Here is a 19,326-nt window from a genome sequence, read left to right as displayed (position 1 = left end):
CGCGCGGGGTGCGTGCGCCGGTGCCCGGGGTGTTGGAGGGGAGCGGGGTGTTCGGGGGGAGCGGGGTTACTCGGGGCGCTTCAGCCGGGTGATGAACTTGTAGCGGTCGCCGCGGTAGATCGAGCGGACCCACTCGACGGGGTTGCCCTCGGCGTCGAAGGAGTGCCGGGACAGCTGGAGCATCGGCAGGCCGAGGTCGGAGCCGAGCAGGCCGGCCTCGCGCGGGTTGGCCAGGGTGGTCTCGATGGTCTCCTCGGCCTCGGCCACGGTGACCCCGTACACCTCGCGCAGCGCCGTGTACAGGGAGTTGTGCTTGGCGAGGTTGCGCCGCAGGGCGGGGAAGCGCTTGGCGGACAGGTGGGCGACCTCGATGGCCATCGGGTCGCCGTTGGCCAGGCGCAGCCGCTCGATCCGCAGGACGCGGCCGCCGGGCTTGATGTCGAGCAGCGGGGCGAGCCGGTCGTCGGCGGTGATGTAGCCGATCTCGATCAGCCGGGAGGCGGGCTCCAGGCCCTGGGCGCGCATGTCCTCGGTGTAGGAGGTGAGCTGGAGGGCCTGGGCGACCTTGGGCTTGGCGACGAAGGTGCCCTTGCCCTGGATGCGCTCCAGCCGGCCCTCGACGACCAGTTCCTGCAGGGCCTGGCGGACGGTGGTGCGCGAGGTGTCGAATTGGGCGGCGAGCGCGCGCTCGGGCGGCACCGGGGTGCCGGCGGGCTGGGTCTCGGTCAGCTGGAGGAGGTGGCGCTTGAGACCGTAGTACTTGGGGACGCGTGCGGTCGGGTCGGTGCCGGCCTGCGTCGGGAGGTTCTTCACCTCGGGGTCGTTGACCTGGGCGGTGGATCCCCCGTCGCTGCTCATCGGACCTGTTCTCCCGCTTCTCGCGAGGCCTTTTCCGACCCCGCCACATCGTTAACGGATGACATCGTTGCATGTATGGCTACGGAACGAATACCTCATCACGCGATGAACGAGGGGCGGTGTCGGCTTGATAACGGGTGGTCTCGATCAGTCGAACAGCCGTTGACAGGCCCATTGGTCTAGGCCAAGCTCCAGGCATCTGGTCTACACCACTAGGCCGGTAACGATGAATCCCCCCACCCGTTCGAAGGGGTCCGCGGCACCTTTCCTCCCGCTTTGTGTGGGGCTGCCGCTACCGCCCGACGGGGGTAACCCTGGCATCCCTCAGGAGGATGGCGTGAAGCGTCAGCTCATCGCGGCGGTCGGCGTCGCAGCAATGGTCGTCGGTCTGGCGGCTTGTAGCTCGGACGGCAAGAAGGACGACAGCTCGGGCGGTTCGTCCGCGGCCAAGAACTTCGACGGCAAGACCCTCACCGTGTGGCTGATGGACGGCTCGGCCCCCAAGGGCTGGGAGGACAGCGTCAAGGCGGACTTCACCGCCGCTTACCCGGGTGCCAAGCTCGACATCCAGACCCAGAAGTGGAACGGCATCGGCCAGAAGGTCACCGCCGCCCTCTCCGAGGGTTCGGTCGACGTCCTGGAGATCGGCAACACCCAGACCGCGGGCTACGCGGCCACCGGTGGTCTGCTGGACATCACCAAGGACAAGTCCGACCTGGGTGGCGCCGACTGGGCCGCCAACCTGAACGAGTCCTCGATCATCGACGGCAAGCAGTACGCCGCCCCGTGGTACTTCACCAACCGCGTGGTGACCTACAACAAGGACATCTGGACCAAGGCCGGCATCGCCGCCCCGCCGAAGACCCTGGAGGAGTTCTACTCCGACCTGGACAAGGTCAAGGCCGTCGCGGGCGTCAACGACGCCCTCTACATGCCCGGCCAGGAGTGGTACACCTACTTCGGTCTGCTGACCAGCGAGGGCGGCAAGCTCGCCAAGAAGGACGGCGACAAGTGGGTCGGCGGCCTGGAGAGCCCGGAGGCCCAGAAGGCCTTCGAGACCTACAAGAAGCTCCAGAGCCACTCGACCACCGCCCCGAAGGACAAGGACGAGGCCACCCCGCAGCAGAAGGACGTCTTCGCCAAGGGTGACATCGGCACCATCATCGGCCTCGGCTGGGAGGTCCCGAAGCCCGAGGAGCTGGCGGCCGACAAGATCGGCTACTTCGCGCTCCCCGGTGCGACCGCGGACAAGCCGTCCAGCGTCTTCCTCGGCGGCTCGAACCTGGCGATCGCCCAGCAGAGCAAGAACCCCGAGCTCGCCAAGGGCTTCATGAAGATCGCCATGAGCGACAAGAACGAGGGCCTGATGGCCGCGGCCGGCCTCATCCCGAACAAGACCTCGCTCAACAGCCAGGTCACCGGTGAGTTCGCCAAGGCCGCCCTGCCGGCGTCCGCCAACGGTGCGACCACCCCGAACGTTCCGACCTGGACCAACGTCGAGAACGAGCCGAACCCGATCAAGGACTTCCTGACCTCGGCTCTGACCGGCGACTACGCCGCCGCGGCCAAGAAGGCCGACGACGAGATCGCGAAGCGTCTCAACCAGAAGCAGTAAGGCAGTCGAGCGGCGTCGCTCACCGGCTCCCGGCGGGGGGCCGGTGAGCGACGCCTTCCGTCGTGGTCGGGTTTGCAAGGAAGAGAGAACGATGGCTGCGCAGTCGGAACGGGTGCAGACACAGTCCCCGGAACCAGCGAAGTCCGTGGTGGCGCCGGCAGGTACGCCCACCGATCCCGGTGCCGAGCGCACCTCGAAGAGGGGCGGCAGACCGGCGGACGGGCCGGGCCTGGCGGTCAGGCTCGCCCCCTACCTGCTGCTGCTGCCGGCCGTCGCGGCGACCCTCGTCCTGCTGCTCTGGCCGTTGGTCGAGACCGTCGTGGTGTCGCTCCAGAACCTGGGCAAGAGGCAGTTCATCCAGCACCTGACGGAATGGAACGGCTTCAGCAACTACACCGACCAGCTGGGTGACTCGGAGTTCTGGTCGATCACCCTCCGCACGGTGATCTTCACGGCGGTCAACGTCGTCCTGATCATGGTGTTCGGCACGCTGATCGGCCTGCTGCTCAACCGTCTCGGCAAGGGCGTGCGGCTGCTGCTGTCGGTCGGCCTGCTGCTGGCCTGGGCGATGCCGGTGGTCGCCGCGACCACCGTCTACACCTGGCTGTTCGACCAGAACTTCGGCGTCGTCAACTGGTTCCTGGACAAGCTGGGCTGGCACTCCATGGCCCACTTCAACTGGACCAGCGGCGAGTACTCCACCTTCTTCGTGATCATCCTGCTGATCGTCTGGCAGTCGGTCCCGTTCGTGGCCTTCAACATGTACGCGGGCCTGACCACGATCCCCAAGGAGCTCTACGAGGCCGCCCGCGTGGACGGTGCCGGCTCGGTGAAGATCTGGACCTCGGTGATCTTCCCGATCATGAAGCCGTTCCTGCTGGCCACGACCTTCCTCGAAGTCATCTGGGTGTTCAAGGCCTTCACCCAGGTCTACCTGATCAACAAGGGCGGACCGGACGGCCTGACCCGCACCCTGCCGGTGCACGCCTTCCTCGAAGGCATCGGGGCCCAGCGCTTCGGCGTCGGCTCCGCGATCGCCGTGCTCACCATCCTGATGCTGGGCGGCCTGATGGCCTACTACTTCCGCATCATTCTCAAGCAGGAGGACGAGCTGTGAGGCGCTCGCTCATCGGACGCACCTGGCCGAACCTGATCGCGGTCGTCCTCTTCGTCTTCTTCATCTTCCCCGTCTACTGGATGTTCGCGACCTCGTTCAAGCAGAACAAGGACATCGTCAGCCGGGACCCCGTCTTCCTGCCGCTGAACGGCACCTTCGAGCACTTCGACCGGGCCGTGCACGTCCCGCACTTCTGGACGTACGTCACCAACAGCCTGATCGTGACCGTCGGCGCGGTGCTCGGATCGCTGGTGATCGCCACCCTGGCCGCCTTCGCGATCGCCCGGATGCGCTTCCGCGGACGCAAGAGCTTCGTCCTGGTCGTGATGGCCGCCCAGATGGCCCCCTGGGAGGTCATGATCATCTCGGCCTACCTGATCGTCCGCGACAACGACATGCTCAACAGCCTGGTGCCGCTCACCGCCTTCTACCTGATGATGGTGCTGCCCTTCACGATCTGGACGCTGCGGGGCTTCATCGCCGCCGTGCCGAAGGAGCTGGAGGAGTCGGCGATGGTGGACGGCTGCACCCGCACCCAGGCCTTCGTGAAGGTCATCTTCCCGCTGCTCGCCCCCGGCCTGATGTCGACCTCGCTCTTCGGCTTCATCACCGCCTGGAACGAGTTCCCGTTGGTCAACATGCTGAACAAGAAGGAGACGGCGCAGACGCTGCCGGTCTGGCTCTCTTCGTTCCAGACCGCCTTCGGCACCGACTGGGGCGCCACCATGGCCGCCTCGACCCTCTTCGCCCTGCCGATCCTGATCCTGTTCATCTTCCTGCAGCGCAAGGCGGTCGGCGGTCTGACCGACGGCGCCGTGAAGGGCTGAGTCAACGTGAGCATCCTCGTTCCCACCGTCCCGGACAGCGATCAGCTGCACCGCGACGCCCTGACCGTCCTGCAGCCCGGCTTCGTCGGCACCGAGCCGCCGGAGTGGCTGCGCCGCCACCTGGCCGCCGGGCTGGGCTCCGTCGCGCTGTTCGACCGCAACGTGGTCGACCTCGACCAGCTCTCCGCGCTCACCCGGGCGCTGCGGTCGGAGAACCCCGACCTGCTGATCGCCATCGACGAGGAGAGCGGCGACGTCACCCGACTGGAGGCCGGCTCCGGCTCCTCCTGGCCGGGCAACCTCGCGCTCGGCGCGATCGACGACCCGGAGCTGACCCGGGACGTCGCCCGTGAGCTGGGCCGGGCGCTGGCCGCGGCCGGCGTCAACTACAACTGGGCGCCCACCGCCGACGTCAACTCCAACCCGCGCAACCCGGTCATCGGCGTCCGCTCCTTCGGCGCCGACCCCGAGCTGTGCGCCCGGCACACCGCCGCCTGGGTCGAGGGGCTCCAGTCGGCCGGCGTGGCCGCCTGCTCCAAGCACTTCCCCGGCCACGGCGACACCGCGGTGGACTCCCACCACGGCCTGCCGGTCATCGACGTCGACCTGGACGTGCTGCGCGCCCGCGACCTGGTGCCGTTCCAGGCCGCGATCGCGGCCGGCACCAAGGCCGTGATGACCGCTCACATCATGGTCCCGGCGCTGGACCCGAAGCTGCCGGCCACCCTGAGCCCGACCGTGCTGCGCGACCTGCTGCGCGCCGCCCCGGCCGACGGCGGCCTCGGCTACCAGGGCCTGATCGTCAGCGACGCGATCGAGATGGGCGCCATCGCCGACACCTTCGGCATGGGCGAGGGCACCGTGCTGGCCCTGGCGGCCGGCGCGGACGCGATCTGCGTCGGCGGCGGACTGGCCGACGAGGAGACCGTGCTGATGCTGCGCGACGCCATCGTGGCGGGCGTGCGCTCCGGCCGGCTCGCCGAGGAGCGGCTGGCGGACGCCGCCGACCGGGTCCGGGCGCTGGGCAGCTGGGGCCGGATCGCGGCCCAGGGCGAGAAGGTCGAGCCGGACCTCGCGGTGGGCCTGAGGGCCGCCCGCCGGGCGCTGAAGGTGGTCCGGGCGCCGGGCCGCGAGGTGCTGCCGGTGCGCGAGCGCCCGTACGTGGCCTCGTTCTCGGACGAGCCGAACATCGCGGTCGGCGACGTCACCCCGTGGGGCGTGGCCGGCATGCTGGCCGACCGCTTCCCCGGCACCCGCACCCGTGAGGTGTCGGCCGCCGAGGCCGCGCCGGAGCTGCTGGACGCCCTGGTCGCCGAGCTGCTGGCCGGCGCCGAGGGCCGCCGCCTGGTGCTGGTGGTCCGGGACGCGCACCGGCACACCTGGATGTCCGCCGCGCTGGACCGCCTGGTGGCGGCCCGGCCGGACGCCGCCGTGGTCGAGATGGGGCTGCCCCAGTCCGAGCCGGTCGGCGCGCTCCACATCGCCACCCACGGCGCCGCCCGGGTCTGCGGGCTGGCGGCCGTGGAGGTCCTCACCGGGCAGCCGGGAGCGATCTGCTGAACCGATCGAGGAGACGTCACCGGCCGTGTCCGGTGGGCGTCGGCCAACGGGCCCGTCATGCGCATGTCGCATGGCGGGCCCGTTCCGTTTTCCCCGTGTTGACCTGCGATTTCGCCGTGTGACCGTGCTCCCTCAAGTGAGCCTTAAATCCACCTTAAGTTCCACTTAGGGTGACGGCCCGGCAACTGATCGCCACGCGGTACAACAGGTGTGCAACGGCGTTGGCGACAAAGGCTTTTGGCCGTTGACACCATTTGTGGTCTAGGCCAGAGTCCAGTCATCCGGTTCGAACTTCAACCTCACCGGATGTGGTATCGCGCCCTCCGTAGCTCTTCGCCGCCCCGCCCGGACTCCCGCCGCGGGCGCCAATCGCGCTGTCGACGGGCATCACCGTTCTTGAACAACCCTCGGAGGATGGCGTGAAGAAGCGTCAGCTCATGTCGACGCTCGGGATCATGGCGCTGGCCGTCGGATTGACGGCCTGTTCCTCGTCAGGCTCACCGTCAAGCGACGGCAAGAGCTCCTCCGCGGACCCGAAGGCCGCCAGCGGCACCGTCACCGTCTGGCTGATGGACGACGCCCAGAAGAACTGGCCCGACCTGGTCCAGCGCGTCAACGACGAGTTCGCCGCGAAGTACCCGGGCGTCACCCTCAAGCTGGTCTACCAGGGCTGGGCCGACAAGGTCACCAAGCTCGACAAGGCCCTCGCCGACGGCAACGCCCCCGACGTGGTCGAGCTCGGCAACACCGAGACCATGAAGTACGTGCTCTCCGGCGCGCTGGCCCCGGTGGACCGCACCACCTTCGACAACTCCGACAGCTGGATCAAGGCGCTCGCCAACACCTGTACGTACCAGGACAAGCTGTGGTGCGTGCCCTACTACGCCGGCGCCCGGGTCGCCATCTACAACTCCGCCACCTTCCAGCAGGCCACCGGCAGCGCGGACTTCCCCAAGACCGAGGCCGACCTGACGACGGCGCTGGACAAGATCGCCGAGAAGAACAAGGCCGACAAGACCTTCTCCCCGCTCTACCTGCCCGGCCCGTACTGGTACGCCGCGATGAGCTACGTGGCCGCGTACGGCGGCAGCATCGCCAAGTTCGACAGTTCCGGCAACTGGCACGGCACCCTGCACGACGCCAAGTCCCAGCAGGGCATCAGCCACTTCGTCGACCTCGTCCGCAAGTACAACAAGGGCGACCTGACGCTGAACGAGCAGAACCAGTACGAGGCGATGGCCCGCGGGCACGCCGCGTCCTTCTACGGCAACGGCTACGAGTCGGCCAGCGTCACCGCGCCGGTCACCGGCGACCCGAGCCTCAAGGACGCCGTCAAGCAGGCCACCATGCCCGGCCCGGACGGCAAGCCGCTGCCCACCTTCATCGGCGGCTCCGACCTCGCCGTCACCGCCAAGTCCTCGCAGGTGGCGCTGGCCACCGACTGGGTCCGGATGTTCACCAGCGGCAAGTCCGAGCAGGCGCTGGCCGACAAGGACATCCTGCCGAACAACCTCACCCAGCTGAACCCGCTGAAGAACAAGCCCACCACCGCCGCCGCGGCCAACGCCGTCCCGGACGCCTGGTTCACCCCGCTGGCCCCCGGCTGGGGCGCGGTGGAGAAGCAGAAGATCATCCCCGACATGCTGACGGCGATCCTCAAGGGCAAGCCCGTGGACCAGGCCACCAAGGACGCCGACGCCGCGATCGACCAGCTGATCAACAACCAGTCCTGATCCGGTGTCCGGACGCCCCTCCCCGCCGCCGGGAGGGGCGTCCGGCGTGCCGTGCGGTCCGGGCGGCACCGGCCCCCGTTCGGGGGTGCCGCCCGGGAGGCGTCCTCGTAGGATTGCGCCAGGAACGCCAGGAAAACCGCAGCGAGTGTGCGGACTCGCCGCCGTGGAGGGTCCCCGTCGGGCAACCTGCCCGGGCGGGGTCGAACCATCTCATCGGAGGCACATCCAGATGTCCGACCCGCAGACCGCTTCCGTCCCCGGCCGGATCATGGCGGCGGAGATGGCCGAGCAGCCGGCCGTCCTCCAGCGCATCCTCGACGAGGGCGCCCCGAAGATCCGCGCGATCGCGGCCGAGATCGCCGCCCGCAACCCCCGCTTCGTCCTGCTGACCGCGCGCGGCACGTCCGACAACGCGGCGCTCTACGCCAAGTACCTGATCGAGATCCTGCTCGGCAAGCCGGCCGGTCTGACCTCGATGTCCACCACCACCGCGTACGGCGCCAAGCCGGACCTCACCGACGTGCTGGTCATCACCGTCAGCCAGTCCGGCGGCTCGCCGGACCTGGTGGCCTCCACCAAGGCCGCCCGCGAGGCCGGGGCGATCACCCTCGCCGTGACCAACAACCCCGACTCGCCGCTGGCCGAGGTCTCCGAGTTCCACATCGACGTGCTGGCCGGCCCGGAGAAGGCGCTTCCGGCCACCAAGACCTACACCGCCGAACTGCTGGCGCTCTACCTGCTGGTCGAGGGCCTGCGCGGCGGGGACGGCTCGGCCGCCAAGGAACTGCCCGGCCTGGCCGCCGGGGTGCTGGCCCGCCAGTCCGAGGTGAGGGCGCTGGCCGAGCGCTACCGCTTCGCCCAGCGCCTGGTGATCACCTCGCGCGGCTACGGCTACCCGACCGCCCGCGAGGCGGCGCTCAAGCTGATGGAGACCACCTACATCCCGGCCAGCCCGTTCTCCGGTGCCGACCTGCTGCACGGCCCGCTGGCCATGGTGGACAACGTCTCGCCGGTGATCGCGATCGTCCCGGACGGCAAGGGCGGCGAGGCCCTCCAGCCGGTGCTGGACCGGCTGCGCGGCCGCGGCGCGGACCTCGTGGTGGTCGGCCAGCAGGCCCAGGTGGACGCCGCCTCGGCGGGCTTCGCGCTGCCGGCCGGCGTGCCCGAGGAGGTCCAGCCGATCCTGGAGATCCTGCCGTTGCAGCAGCTGGCCTACGAGGTCACCATCGCCCGCGGCCAGGACCCGGACGCCCCGCGCGCCCTCGCCAAGGTGACCGAGACGCGCTGACCCGGTGGCCGGGATGAGCTGACCCGCCCGCACGCCCGCACGACGAAAGAACCGGCCCTCCGTCCACAGACTGTGGACGGAGGGCCGGTTCTCTGAGCGGCGGATCGTGGATCCGGCGGGGGAGCCCCGACAAAGCACTACGGGCCACGGCGCCGACACGGGACCCTCAACCCATGCGGCACCGCAGCCCGGAGCTGTCGTCGGGCACCGGGTTCGATCGAGAACTGTGCGGGGTCCTCGTTCGGCGGCGTCCGACCGAGGAGAAGCCGCGCGCGGTCAGGGCAGTTGCGCGGTGGGCCTCTCCTTGGTGCACTTTCATTGTGGACTAGACCAATCTGGGTTGTCCAGGCCTCTCGGCAAATTGGTCTAAACAACTTCGGACAGTCATCCGCCGGGTCCGCACAGTCCGCCGAGCCCGACACCGACCGGCGGCGCTACCCTCGCCATGTGCCCTCGTTGAACGAACTCGTCCGCCGCCACACCACCCTCACCGGGGCCGATGTGGAATGGCTCCACATGCTGGTCTCGGAGTGGCAGCTGCTCTCCGACCTCTCCTTCGCCGACCTGGTGCTGTGGATCCCCACCTGGGACGGCATCCGTTACGTCTCCGTCGCGCAGATGCGGCCCAACACCGGGCCCACCTCCTACCAGGACGACATGGTCGGCCACCTCGTCCCGCGCGGTCGCCGCCCGCTGCTGGACGCCGCCTTCGACGAGGGGCGGATCGTGCGCGAGGGCGACCCGGAGTGGCGCGAGGAGGTCCCCGTCCGGGTCGAGTCGATCCCGGTCCGGCGCGAGGGCAAGGTGCTCGGGGTGATCGCCCGCAACACCAACCTGCTGACCGTCCGCACCCCCAGCCGGCTGGAGCTCACCTACCTGCAGAGCGCCTCCGACCTGGCCCAGATGATCGCCGCGGGCAGCTTCCCGTTCCCCGGCGTCGAACAGGCGGACATGGACGCCGCGCCCAGGGTCGGCGACGGCCTGATCCGCCTGGACGCGGACGGCGTCGTCACCTACGCCAGCCCCAACGCCCTCTCCGCCTACCACCGGCTCGGCCTCACCACCGACCTGGTCGGCAGCCATCTCGGCCGGGCCACCGCCGAGCTCGCCCCGCCGTCCCGCTCGGCCGTCCACGAGGCCCTGGTGAAGCTGGCGAGCGGCTGGGCGCCGCGTCAGACCGAGGTGGAGGCGCAGGGGGGAGTGGTGACCCTGCGGGCGATCCCGCTCAAGCCCAAGGGCGTCCTGACCGGCTCGCTGGTGCTCTGCCGGGACGTCACCGAACTGCGCCGCCGCGACCGCGAACTGATGACCAAGGACGCCACCATCCGGGAGATCCACCACCGGGTGAAGAACAACCTTCAGACCGTCGCCGCCCTGCTGCGGCTCCAGTCCCGCCGGATGGACTCGGAGTCCGGCCGGGCCGCGCTGGACGAGGCGGTGCGCCGGGTCGGCTCGATCGCGATCGTGCACGAGACGCTCTCCCAGGCGCTGGACGAGCAGGTCGCCTTCGACGAGATCGCCGACCGGGTGCTGGCGATGGTGATGGAGCTGTCCCAGGACGGCCGGGTGGCGACCCGCCGCACCGGCAGCTTCGGCATCCTCTCCGCCGAGGTGGCCACCCCGCTGTCGATGGTGCTGACCGAGCTGCTGCAGAACGCCCTGGAGCACGCCTTCGGCCCGACCGCCTCCGGGAACCTGGAGGTGAGCGCGCTGCGCGGACGGGCCCCGGCGACGGGCATGGGCTGGTCGGACAGCTGGACCGGCGGCGCCCGGCCGGAGGAGTACCTGCTGATCACCGTGCAGGACGACGGCCGCGGCATGCCAGAGGGCTTCGACCCGCAGACGGCGGGCAACCTCGGCCTGCAGATCGTCCGGACGCTGGCCACCGGAGAGCTCGGCGGCACCTTCGACATGGTGGCCGGACCGAACGGCGGGACCAAGGTGATCCTGGAGATCCCGGTCCGCTGAGTCCCGGTGCGCTGAGCTCTGGTCCGCTGAGTCCTGCTCCCTGGGGATTCGGTTGCACAAGGAGCGCGGCGGGGGCGTGTGTCCGGCGGAAGCGCCGGGCGCACGCTCCGTGAGCCGGCGGCGCGGGCGTGGAAGCGGGGCGCGGAAAGGGAGCGCCGAAAGGGGGCGGAAACAGAAACGAGGCCCTGTCGACCGGGGGGGGGTGGGTCGACAGGGCCTCTCAACCCGTTCCGGCCGTCGGGGGGAGTCGGCCGGAACGGGGGCTCTGGGTGGTGCGACACCTCGCATGTGCGTTGCACACGGTGAGCGCCACAGCTCCACAATATTGCTCTAAGTGAACAGTATCAAGTGGCCGGGCGGTCCGGTGTCGCGGGACCTCGCTGGGCAAGGTCCTTTGTGCGGAAGGCTTCACCAGGAGGTGCAGGGAAGCCTTTGATCATGTGTTGATCGGTACTACGGTCACTGCTGGTGCTACGGCGTGTGATCAGTCGGGTGATCAGGCGGTGCGGGCGCGGTTGCGGGCGGCGCGGCGCTTCATGGCGCGACGCTCGTCCTCGCTCATGCCGCCCCAGACGCCGGCGTCCTGGCCGGTCTCAAGAGCCCACTGGAGGCACTGCTCCATCACCGGACAGCGGCGGCACACGGCCTTGGCTTCCTCGATCTGCAGCAGAGCAGGACCGGTGTTCCCGATCGGGAAGAACAGCTCCGGGTCCTCTTCGCGGCAGACAGCGCGGTGGCGCCAGTCCATGGTCGTCCAACTCCTCCTGCCGCGGGGGGTGGCCCGATCGGCATAATCGAATGGCTTGTGAATGTGAACGCTTTCACGAATCCCACAACAGCAAAAGAGACCAAAGGCCCACCGGGCCCGGGTGGTCTGTGCTGGGAGGGGATTCGGCGATTCGAGGGACGCTCCGCGGTCGGCGCTCCTGTGGTTCCGGAGTTGCCGTCGCTGCGATGTGTCCCGATCGCCATGTAGAGGTTCGCAAACCTCGGGCTCGGATACAACCCCCTTCGGGGAGGAATTTTTGATTCTTCGGTGTCGCCTAGCTCACAGCCAGTACTTCTATGGAGTGAAGGGGGCTTGCGCGTTCGAGAAGAAGGGCGAAGGCCGCTTCCAGTCACACAATCACACGCAGTGCCCGCCGTACGCCTGTGAAACTGACGCGACTCCTGTCTCCAAGATGGTCGCCGTCGACCTGGAACGGGACGGGTTCCTGCGAAACCAAGGTGAAGTGTTTGACGTCGTGATAGGAGACGACGTGCTTCCCGGACGGGCCGGCCTGCGGTGCGCCATCGCTCGAAGGCTCGTACGACCGCAGGATCTGACGGACCGTTCGAGCCGTGCCGAACGCCGTCATCCGAGTGATCCCGAAGACGTCCAGATCCGTGTCGAAGGAGGCGAGCGGTGAGGGGTAGACCGGGCGGTTGCCCAGGAAGGTCCACGGGGAGGTGTTGCTGACTATCGCCATCACCAGGCCCGGCACGGGCTCGCGGCCCGGCAGTTCCAGGCTCACCGGGCCGGAGCGGCGCTGCTCACGCTGGGTGAAGTAGTGCCGCAGCGCCTGCCCGACGTAGAGGGCGTGGGTGGACTTGCGCCCGGCTCTGCGCTGCTCCTCGACGCGTCCGACCACGCCGGCGTCGAAGCCGAGGCCGGCGGTGAAGGTGAACCAGCGGTCCGGCAGGCCGTCGGTCATCGCCTTGCCCAGACCGATCGGCCGCTCCCGCCCGTGCTCCAGCGCGTCCAGCAGCACCCCGGTGGCCTCCACGGGGTCGTTGGGAAGGCCCAGCGCGCGGGCGAACACGTTGGTCGAACCGCCCGGCACCACGGCCAGTCGCGGGACCTTGTCGCCCGGGCCGTGCGTCATCAGCCCGTTCACCACCTCGTTGACGGTGCCGTCCCCGCCCAGTGCCACCACCAGGTCGACCGTGCCGTCCTGCGCCGCCTCGCGGGCCAGGTCGCGCGCGTGGCCCCGGTACTGCGTCTCGGCGACCTCCAGCTTGAGGTCGCTGCGCAGAGCGTGGATGAGCACGTCCCTGGTCCGGCCACTGGTGGTGGTGGCCTTGTGGTTCACGACCAGGAGAGCGCGCATGGGGAAAGCCTACGGGGCAGTACGGACCAACCGGCGGCTACCCTGCTGGAGTGACCGCAGAAACCTCCGCACCCGTACCCGCTCGCCCGGTTTCGCTCACCGTGGGCGCCGTCATCACCGCCCTGGAGGGCGCCGCGCTGGCCGTCGTCGGCGTCTCGGACATGGTGTCCGCGCTGTCCGGGCAGGCCAAGCAGCTCGCCCTGAACGAGTTCGGCGGCGCGGTCATCGTGCTGCTCGGCGTGCTGCCGATACTGGCCGCCCGGGCGCTGCTGAAGGAGCGCCGCTGGGGCCGCAGCCCGGCGGTGCTGACCAACTCCATCTGCCTGCCGGTCGCCTACTACATGATCCAGAGCGGCGGCGCGATGATCGCGGTCGGCGTGGTGGTCGGACTGCTCGGCCTGGTGGGCATCGGGGCGCTGCTGAACCCGAGTTCGACCGCGGCCCTGTACACCCAGCACGAGGACTGAGCACACAGGGCCGCTGAACGACTGAACGACTGAACGACGACGGCCGCCGAGCGGCCGTCAGTCCTACTCCTCCACCAGGAGCTTCTCCCGCAGCTGGGCCAGCGTCCGGGCCAGCAGCCGGGACACGTGCATCTGGGAGATTCCCACCTCTGCGGCGATCTGCGACTGGGTCATGTTCCGGAAGAACCGCAGCACCAGGATCTTCTGCTCCCGGGGCGGCAGTTGGGCCAGCAGCGGCTTGAGCGACTCGCGGTACTCGACGCCCTCCAGCGCCTCGTCGGTGGCGCCCAGGGTGTCCGCCACGGCCGGCGACTCGTCGTCGCTGTCCGGCACGTCCAGGGACAGCGTGGAGTACGCGTTGGCGGACTCCAGGCCCTCCAGGACGTCCTCCTCGGAGATGCCCAGGTGCTCGGCCAGCTCGTGCACCGTGGGGGAGCGGCCGTGCCGCTGGGAGAGCTCGCTGGTCGCCGTGGTGAGCGACAGCCGCAGCTCCTGCAGACGGCGTGGGACGCGCACCGCCCACCCCTTGTCGCGGAAGTGCCGCTTGATCTCGCCGACGATGGTCGGCGTCGCGTAGGTCGAGAACTCGACCCCGCGCTCGTGGTCGAAGCGGTCCACCGACTTGATCAGCCCGATGGTGGCGACCTGGGTGAGGTCGTCCAGCGGCTCGCCCCGGTTGCGGAAGCGCCGGGCCAGGTGCTCGACCAGCGGGATGTGCATCCGCACCAGCTGGTTGCGCAGCTCGACCCGCTCCGGGGAGCCCTCGGGCAGCTCGGCCAGCCGGACGAACAGCGCGCGGGCGGCCTCCCGGTCCGGCGCGCCGGTGCGGTGCGAACCCTGGGCGGGCACGGCGCCGTGCAGGTCCGCGGCCTCGTCCGCCTCCTTCGCCACGTCCGGCTGGTCCGGCGGGTTCGGGGAGGCGGGCGTCGGATCGGACGTCGGCTCGGTCGGGTGGCTCATCCGGTGGGCGTCCTTCGGGTGCGCTTCGTCGTTTGCGGCGAGGCCGGGAACGCTCGCCTGGGTCGGTACGGCAGGGCCCGTCGTCGCGAGGCCGGTACGGTCCAGATCACTCACGGCCATTCCCCCGTTCCGTTCCGGGAGCACCGGGGCCTCGGCCCCGGCATCGTCTCGTTGGTCGTACCGCCTGGGGCGGTACCGGGAGCCGCCCGCCGACCCCGGACGGGGGAGCGGCGGGACGGCCCTTGCAGGGTGCTGCTGGGGGCCCGGTCAGTGGGCGGCGGACCCGCCGCGCTTCTTGTGCAGGCTGATCGACACGGTGTTGTCCTCGGCGACCGAGGAGTCGACCTCGCCGGCCAGGGCGGACAGCACCGTCCAGGCGAAGGTGTCCCGCTCGGGGGCCTTGCCGTCGGTGGTCGGGGCGGAGACCGTCACCTTCAACGAGTCGCCGACCAGCCGGAACTCGCAGGACAGGACGGAGCCGGGCACCGCCTGCTGGAGCAGGATGGCGCAGGCCTCGTCGACCGCGATCCGCAGGTCCTCGATCTCGTCGAGGGTGAAGTCCAACCGGGCCGCGAGCCCCGCTGTCGCTGTTCGCAGCACGGAGAGGTAGGCCCCCGCCGCGGGCAGCCGGACCTCCACGAAGTCCTGAACTCCGAGATCGCTGTCGATCTGGGACACCCTTGCCTCCTGGGTGACGCGCTGTGCTTGCTTGGTGCCCCCGTGCGGGGGCCTTGCCTGTCCCTCTTGTTACCCCGAGGAGGGGTACCTTCTCCACCCCTTGGAGGGGTGTCGATGCCGAGGGGCCGTCATCGCCGGCCGTATCTCCGCACCCCGGTGCGAGAGTTACTCATGGTAAGGCATTGCGACGCAGGGTGGCAGGGCCTTTGCCCGTCCTCCGCGGTCCGTTCGGTGACTTCTCAACGACTTCTCAACGACGGGCGGCGGTCGTCAGTGCCTCGTCGGTGAGCCGGTAGACGGTCCAGCCGTCCATCGGCACCGCGCCGAGCGACTTGTAGAAGTCGATCGAGGGCTGGTTCCAGTCCAGGACCGACCACTCCACCCGTGCGTAGCCGCGCTCGACGGCGATCCGCGCCAGCTCCAGCAGCAGGGCCTTGCCGTGGCCGCCGCCGCGGGCCTCCGGGCGGACGTACAGGTCCTCCAGGTAGATCCCGTGGGTGCCGCGCCAGGTCGAGAAGTTGAGGAACCAGACCGCGAAGCCGACCGGCTCGCCGGTGGCGTCGTCCTCGGCGATCAGGCCGAACAGGGCCGGGTTCGCCCCGAACAGCGCCTCGTGCAGCTGCTCCTCGGTGGCCACCGCCTCCTGCGGGGCCTTCTCGTACTCCGCGAGTTCGCGGATCATGGCAAGGACGAGGGGAACGTCGCTGGCGACGGCGGTGCGGATCATGCCGCGAGCCTACTGCTCGGGACCGGTCTCGTCCCAGGCCTGGACGGAGGTCTGGTCGACGATCCGCCCGTCCCTGAGGTCGGCCATCGAGGCCATCACCACCCGTACGCCGTCGGGGTAGCGGCAGGACTCCAGGAAGGCGACGTGGTCGCCCTGGACCACCACCTGTTCGAGCGTGTGGGTCATCTCGCGGCCGTAGACGTCGCTCAGCATGGCGCCGATCTCGTCCCGTCCGTGCATCACCAGGGGGTGGCTGGGCTGGGTCGTGCGGTCGACCACGCGCAGTTCGGCGTCCTCGGAGTACAGCGCCAGCAGGGTCTGGGCGTCGCAGCGCTCGATGCCCTCGCGCAGTGCGCGGGCGTCGAAGGCGGACGGCGCCCCCAAAGTGGACATGATCTCGCTCCTCCGGTCGGTTCCGTCGGCTCGTACCTTGAGCCTACGCCCGGGGCGTCGGGCGGAGGAGCGGGATCACGGCCGGTCAGCGGGCCGGGACGGTGCGCAGGTAGTCGGCCAGCGAGCTGATCGCGGCCGGGTTGCGCGGGCTCTCCACCAGGTCGACGTAGTCCATGACGAAGATCCGGTCGTTCTTGATGGCGGAGACGTTCGCCAGCGGGGGGAAGGACTTGAGGAACTTCCGCTTGTCCTCGGCGTTCGGGGTCGCGTAGTTGTTGATCACGATCACCTCGGGGTCGCGCTGCACCACGCTCTCCCAGCCGGCGGTGACCCAGGTGTCGGCGAGGTCGCCCATGATGTTGGTCCCGCCGGCCTTGGCGATGATCTCGTTCGCGGCGGCGAACTTCCCGGCCGTGTACGGCTTGTCCTGCCCGCTGTCGTACAGGAAGACGGACGGGTGGCGCTCGGGCTGCGGGACGGCGGCGATCTGCGCCTTGAAGTCGCCGATCAGCTTGTCGGCGCGGTCCTTGACGTCGAAGACCTCGCCGAGGTTGGCCAGGTCGGTGTAGAGCGCCTCCAGCGGGTCCATCACGCCGCGCTCGGTGCCCTTGCCGCTGCGGCAGGACTCGCTGAGCACGTACGAGTCGATGCCGAGCGTCTTGAACGCCTGCGGGGTGACGCCGCTGCCCTCGTCGAAGCCGTAGTGCCAGCCGGCGAGGACCAGGTCGGCCTTGGCGTCCAGCGCGATCTCCTTGGTGAGCACCTTCTTGGAGAGCCACTGGGTCTGCTGGTAGCCGTCCTTCCAGGCCACCTTGTCGACCTGTCCCTTGTCGTCGGGCATCACGTAGCCGGCCATCCGGTCGGCGAGGCCGAGGGAGAGCATCAGCTCGGTGATGTTGACGTCGTTGGTCACCACGCGGGCGGGCTTCTGCGCGAAGGTGAGCTTCTCGCCGCAGTTCTCCACGGTCACGGGGTAGTGGGCGGAGGCGGTGGAGGCCTCCGTCGGGGCGATCTCGGCGCCGCAGGCGGTGAGCCCGAGGGTGAGCAGGGCGGTGGTGGCAACGGCCTTGGTGCGCACGGTGGTTCCTTACGAGGGGCGGGGAGGGGTCAGGGGAGGCGGTCGAACAGCAGCTGGAGGGCGCCGGTCTCCGGGTGACGGACCGGGGTGGCCCGGACGCCGAACACCTCGGCCAGCAGTGCGGGCCGGAGCACCTCGTGGGGCGGGCCGGAGGCGACGATCCGGCCGGCCCGCAGCACGTACAGCAGGTCGCAGTGGCCCGCCGCGAGGTTGAGGTCGTGGAGTGCGGTGAGCACCGTCGGCCCGGCCTCGCGGGCCAGCGCCAGCACCTCCAACTGGTGTGCGATGTCCAGGTGGTTGGTGGGTTCGTCCAGCACCAGCAGCCGGGGCTCCTGGACCAGCGCGCGGGCGAACAGCACCCGCTGCTTCTCGCCCCCGGACAGGCTCAGGAAGCCCCGCTCGGCGAGGTGCCCGGCCCGGACCTTGCGCAGCGCCTCCGCGCAGCGCGCGTCGTCCCCGTCGGCCGGGGAGCCGAAGCCGCGCCGGTGCGGCAGCCGGCCCATGGCGACCACCTCGGCCACGGTGAAGTCGAACTCGGCGGAGTGCTCCTGGGTCAGAGCGGCGACCCGCCGGGCGGTCTCGCGGGCGGTGAGCGCGTGCAGGTCGTCGCCGTCCAGCCGGACGGCCCCGCCGGCCGGCTTCAGCACCCGGTAGACGCAGCGCAGCAGGGTCGACTTGCCGCTGCCGTTGGGGCCGATCAGTCCGACCACCTGCCCGGCGGCCGCGTCCAGGGTGACCTCGTGCACCAGCCGGGTGCCGGCCAGCTCCACCGAGACGGCGTCGACGGCGAGGTCCTGGGCCGGCGCCGTGCCCGTCGTGCCCGTCGTGTTCGTCGGGCCCGTCGTGCCGGTCATCGGCTGCCTCCGAAGGCCTGGCCGCGACGGCGCATCATCAGCAGGAAGGCGGGCACCCCGAGCACCGCGGTGAACACCCCGACGGGCAGTTCGGCGGGCGCCAGCAGGGTGCGGGAGGCGATGTCCACCCAGACCAGCAGCAGCGCCCCGGCGAGCGGCGCGACCACCAGCACCCGGCGGTGCCCGGCGCCGACCAGCATCCGGGCCAGGTGCGGCACCAGCAGCCCGATGAAGCCGATCGCCCCGCTGACCGCGACCACGGTGCCGGTGACGGCGGCGGTCACCACGAACAGCTCGCGGCGCAGCCGGTCCGGGTCCACGCCGAGCGAGGCGGAGGTCTCGTCGCCCATCGCGAGCGCGTCCAACCGCCCGGCGGCGCAGGCCAGGTAGGCGAGGCCGGCCAGTACGGTGCAGGCGGCGATCGGCACCGAGCCCCAGGTGGCGCCGCCGAGGCTGCCGAGCAGCCACATCATGGCGTCGCGGGCGGCCTCGCCGCGGTCGGCGGCGAAGACCATCAGGGTGGTGATGGCGGAGAAGCCGTACGAGAGGGCGGTGCCGGTGAGCACCAGGCGCAGCGGGGTGAGCCCGTACGCGGTCCGGGCGGCGAGGTAGACCAGCGTCATGGCGACCAGCGCGGAGCCGAACGCGGAGGCGGAGATCGCCCACACCCCGAGCGAGGCGAAGGCGCCGAGCAGCAGTACGGCGTTGGCGCCGACGGCCGCGCCGGAGGAGATGCCGAGCACGAAGGGGTCGGCGAGCGCGTTGCGCACCAGCGCCTGGACGGCGACGCCGGTGGCGGCCAGTCCGGCGCCGACCACGGCGGCCAGCACGGTGCGCGGCAGCCGGATCTCCCAGACGATCGCGTACGCGGCGGCCTCGCTCGCGTCCAGTCGTCCGCCGGTCAGTCCGGCGCCCAACAGGCGCAGGACGCGGGGGAGTTCGATCCCGGAGCTGCCGAACGCGACTCCACAGACCAGGGAGAGCAGCAGGGCGGCGGCGAGGCCGACGGCGAGCGGGAGCGTTGGTATTCGGCGAACGGGGTCACTCACGTGCGGCGCGCCTTGCCTCGGGCCGCGGGTGTGCCGGGGCGGGCGCCGGCCGGGGGCGTGCCCG

The 19,326-nt window shown here is 70.2% G+C and carries 18 protein-coding genes; 8 read left to right on the top strand and 10 right to left on the bottom strand.

Features of this window, described 5'->3' with window-relative positions; genetic code table 11:
* Positions 1–66 precede the first annotated feature (66 nt).
* On the bottom strand, positions 67–858 hold the full coding sequence (locus RZ50_RS04250; protein WP_196950855.1) for a GntR family transcriptional regulator: 792 nt from the start codon (positions 856–858) through the stop codon (positions 67–69).
* 337 nt (positions 859–1,195) lie between these two features.
* On the opposite strand from RZ50_RS04250, the gene RZ50_RS04245 reads away from it, so the two are divergent.
* From RZ50_RS04245 to RZ50_RS04215, 7 genes are all read left to right on the top strand, one after another.
* Positions 1,196–2,473: an extracellular solute-binding protein gene (locus tag RZ50_RS04245; protein ID WP_196950854.1), complete on the top strand. Its 1,278-nt coding sequence runs from the start codon at positions 1,196–1,198 to the stop codon at positions 2,471–2,473.
* 91 nt (positions 2,474–2,564) lie between these two features.
* Positions 2,565–3,590 carry a carbohydrate ABC transporter permease gene (locus RZ50_RS04240; RefSeq protein WP_196950853.1) on the top strand — a complete coding sequence of 342 codons (1,026 nt, stop codon included), beginning with the start codon at positions 2,565–2,567 and terminating at the stop codon, positions 3,588–3,590.
* Positions 3,587–4,417 (top strand): carbohydrate ABC transporter permease, encoded by an 831-nt coding sequence (locus RZ50_RS04235; protein ID WP_196950852.1) that lies wholly within the window; start codon positions 3,587–3,589, stop codon positions 4,415–4,417. Before RZ50_RS04240 ends, RZ50_RS04235 begins: the two co-directional genes overlap by 4 nt.
* 6 nt (positions 4,418–4,423) lie before the next feature.
* Positions 4,424–5,977 (top strand): glycoside hydrolase family 3 protein, encoded by a 1,554-nt coding sequence (locus RZ50_RS04230; protein WP_196950851.1) that lies wholly within the window; start codon positions 4,424–4,426, stop codon positions 5,975–5,977.
* A 437-nt stretch (positions 5,978–6,414) separates the two neighbouring features.
* Positions 6,415–7,710 carry an extracellular solute-binding protein gene (locus tag RZ50_RS04225; RefSeq protein ID WP_196950896.1) on the top strand — a complete coding sequence of 432 codons (1,296 nt, stop codon included), beginning with the start codon at positions 6,415–6,417 and terminating at the stop codon, positions 7,708–7,710.
* Between the two features lie 229 nt (positions 7,711–7,939).
* A complete protein-coding gene (locus tag RZ50_RS04220) occupies positions 7,940–8,998 on the top strand; it encodes an SIS domain-containing protein (protein ID WP_196950850.1) in 1,059 nt (352 codons plus the stop codon).
* Between the two features lie 456 nt (positions 8,999–9,454).
* Positions 9,455–10,966: a sensor histidine kinase gene (locus tag RZ50_RS04215; protein WP_196950895.1), complete on the top strand. Its 1,512-nt coding sequence runs from the start codon at positions 9,455–9,457 to the stop codon at positions 10,964–10,966.
* Between the two features lie 496 nt (positions 10,967–11,462).
* On the opposite strand, the gene RZ50_RS04210 is transcribed toward RZ50_RS04215, so the two are convergent.
* Positions 11,463–11,714, bottom strand: coding sequence for a WhiB family transcriptional regulator (locus RZ50_RS04210; protein ID WP_014138019.1), 252 nt, complete (start codon positions 11,712–11,714; stop codon positions 11,463–11,465).
* 370 nt (positions 11,715–12,084) lie between these two features.
* On the bottom strand, positions 12,085–13,056 hold the full coding sequence (locus tag RZ50_RS04205) for a diacylglycerol kinase family protein (protein WP_196950849.1): 972 nt from the start codon (positions 13,054–13,056) through the stop codon (positions 12,085–12,087).
* A 50-nt stretch (positions 13,057–13,106) separates the two neighbouring features.
* Between RZ50_RS04205 and RZ50_RS04200 the strand changes: the two genes are divergently transcribed.
* Positions 13,107–13,523 (top strand): hypothetical protein, encoded by a 417-nt coding sequence (locus tag RZ50_RS04200; RefSeq protein WP_196950848.1) that lies wholly within the window; start codon positions 13,107–13,109, stop codon positions 13,521–13,523.
* A 63-nt stretch (positions 13,524–13,586) separates the two neighbouring features.
* Here RZ50_RS04200 and RZ50_RS04195 read toward each other — a convergent pair whose 3' ends face one another.
* The 7 genes from RZ50_RS04195 to RZ50_RS04165 form a co-directional block, all read right to left on the bottom strand.
* On the bottom strand, positions 13,587–14,603 hold the full coding sequence (locus RZ50_RS04195; protein ID WP_196950847.1) for an RNA polymerase sigma factor SigF: 1,017 nt from the start codon (positions 14,601–14,603) through the stop codon (positions 13,587–13,589).
* Positions 14,604–14,750: 147 nt separating this feature from the next.
* Complete coding sequence (locus RZ50_RS04190) at positions 14,751–15,161, bottom strand: anti-sigma regulatory factor (protein WP_196950846.1); 411 nt, start codon at positions 15,159–15,161, stop codon at positions 14,751–14,753.
* Positions 15,162–15,411: 250 nt separating this feature from the next.
* Complete coding sequence (locus RZ50_RS04185) at positions 15,412–15,888, bottom strand: GNAT family N-acetyltransferase (protein ID WP_196950845.1); 477 nt, start codon at positions 15,886–15,888, stop codon at positions 15,412–15,414.
* A gap of 9 nt (positions 15,889–15,897) precedes the next feature.
* Complete coding sequence (locus RZ50_RS04180) at positions 15,898–16,281, bottom strand: nuclear transport factor 2 family protein (RefSeq protein WP_196950844.1); 384 nt, start codon at positions 16,279–16,281, stop codon at positions 15,898–15,900.
* An 85-nt stretch (positions 16,282–16,366) separates the two neighbouring features.
* Positions 16,367–17,359 carry an ABC transporter substrate-binding protein gene (locus RZ50_RS04175; RefSeq protein WP_196950843.1) on the bottom strand — a complete coding sequence of 331 codons (993 nt, stop codon included), beginning with the start codon at positions 17,357–17,359 and terminating at the stop codon, positions 16,367–16,369.
* A gap of 29 nt (positions 17,360–17,388) precedes the next feature.
* Positions 17,389–18,213 (bottom strand): ABC transporter ATP-binding protein, encoded by an 825-nt coding sequence (locus RZ50_RS04170; RefSeq protein WP_196950842.1) that lies wholly within the window; start codon positions 18,211–18,213, stop codon positions 17,389–17,391.
* Positions 18,210–19,262 (bottom strand): iron ABC transporter permease, encoded by a 1,053-nt coding sequence (locus tag RZ50_RS04165; protein ID WP_196950841.1) that lies wholly within the window; start codon positions 19,260–19,262, stop codon positions 18,210–18,212. Before RZ50_RS04165 ends, RZ50_RS04170 begins: the two co-directional genes overlap by 4 nt.
* Positions 19,263–19,326: the final 64 nt, after the last annotated feature.

The organism is Kitasatospora sp. SUK 42, assembly GCF_015776785.2.
Taxonomy (GTDB): Bacteria; Actinomycetota; Actinomycetes; order Streptomycetales; family Streptomycetaceae; genus Kitasatospora.
Note: the sequence above shows the minus strand (reverse complement) of the source record. Positions and strands in the feature narration are given on the sequence as shown.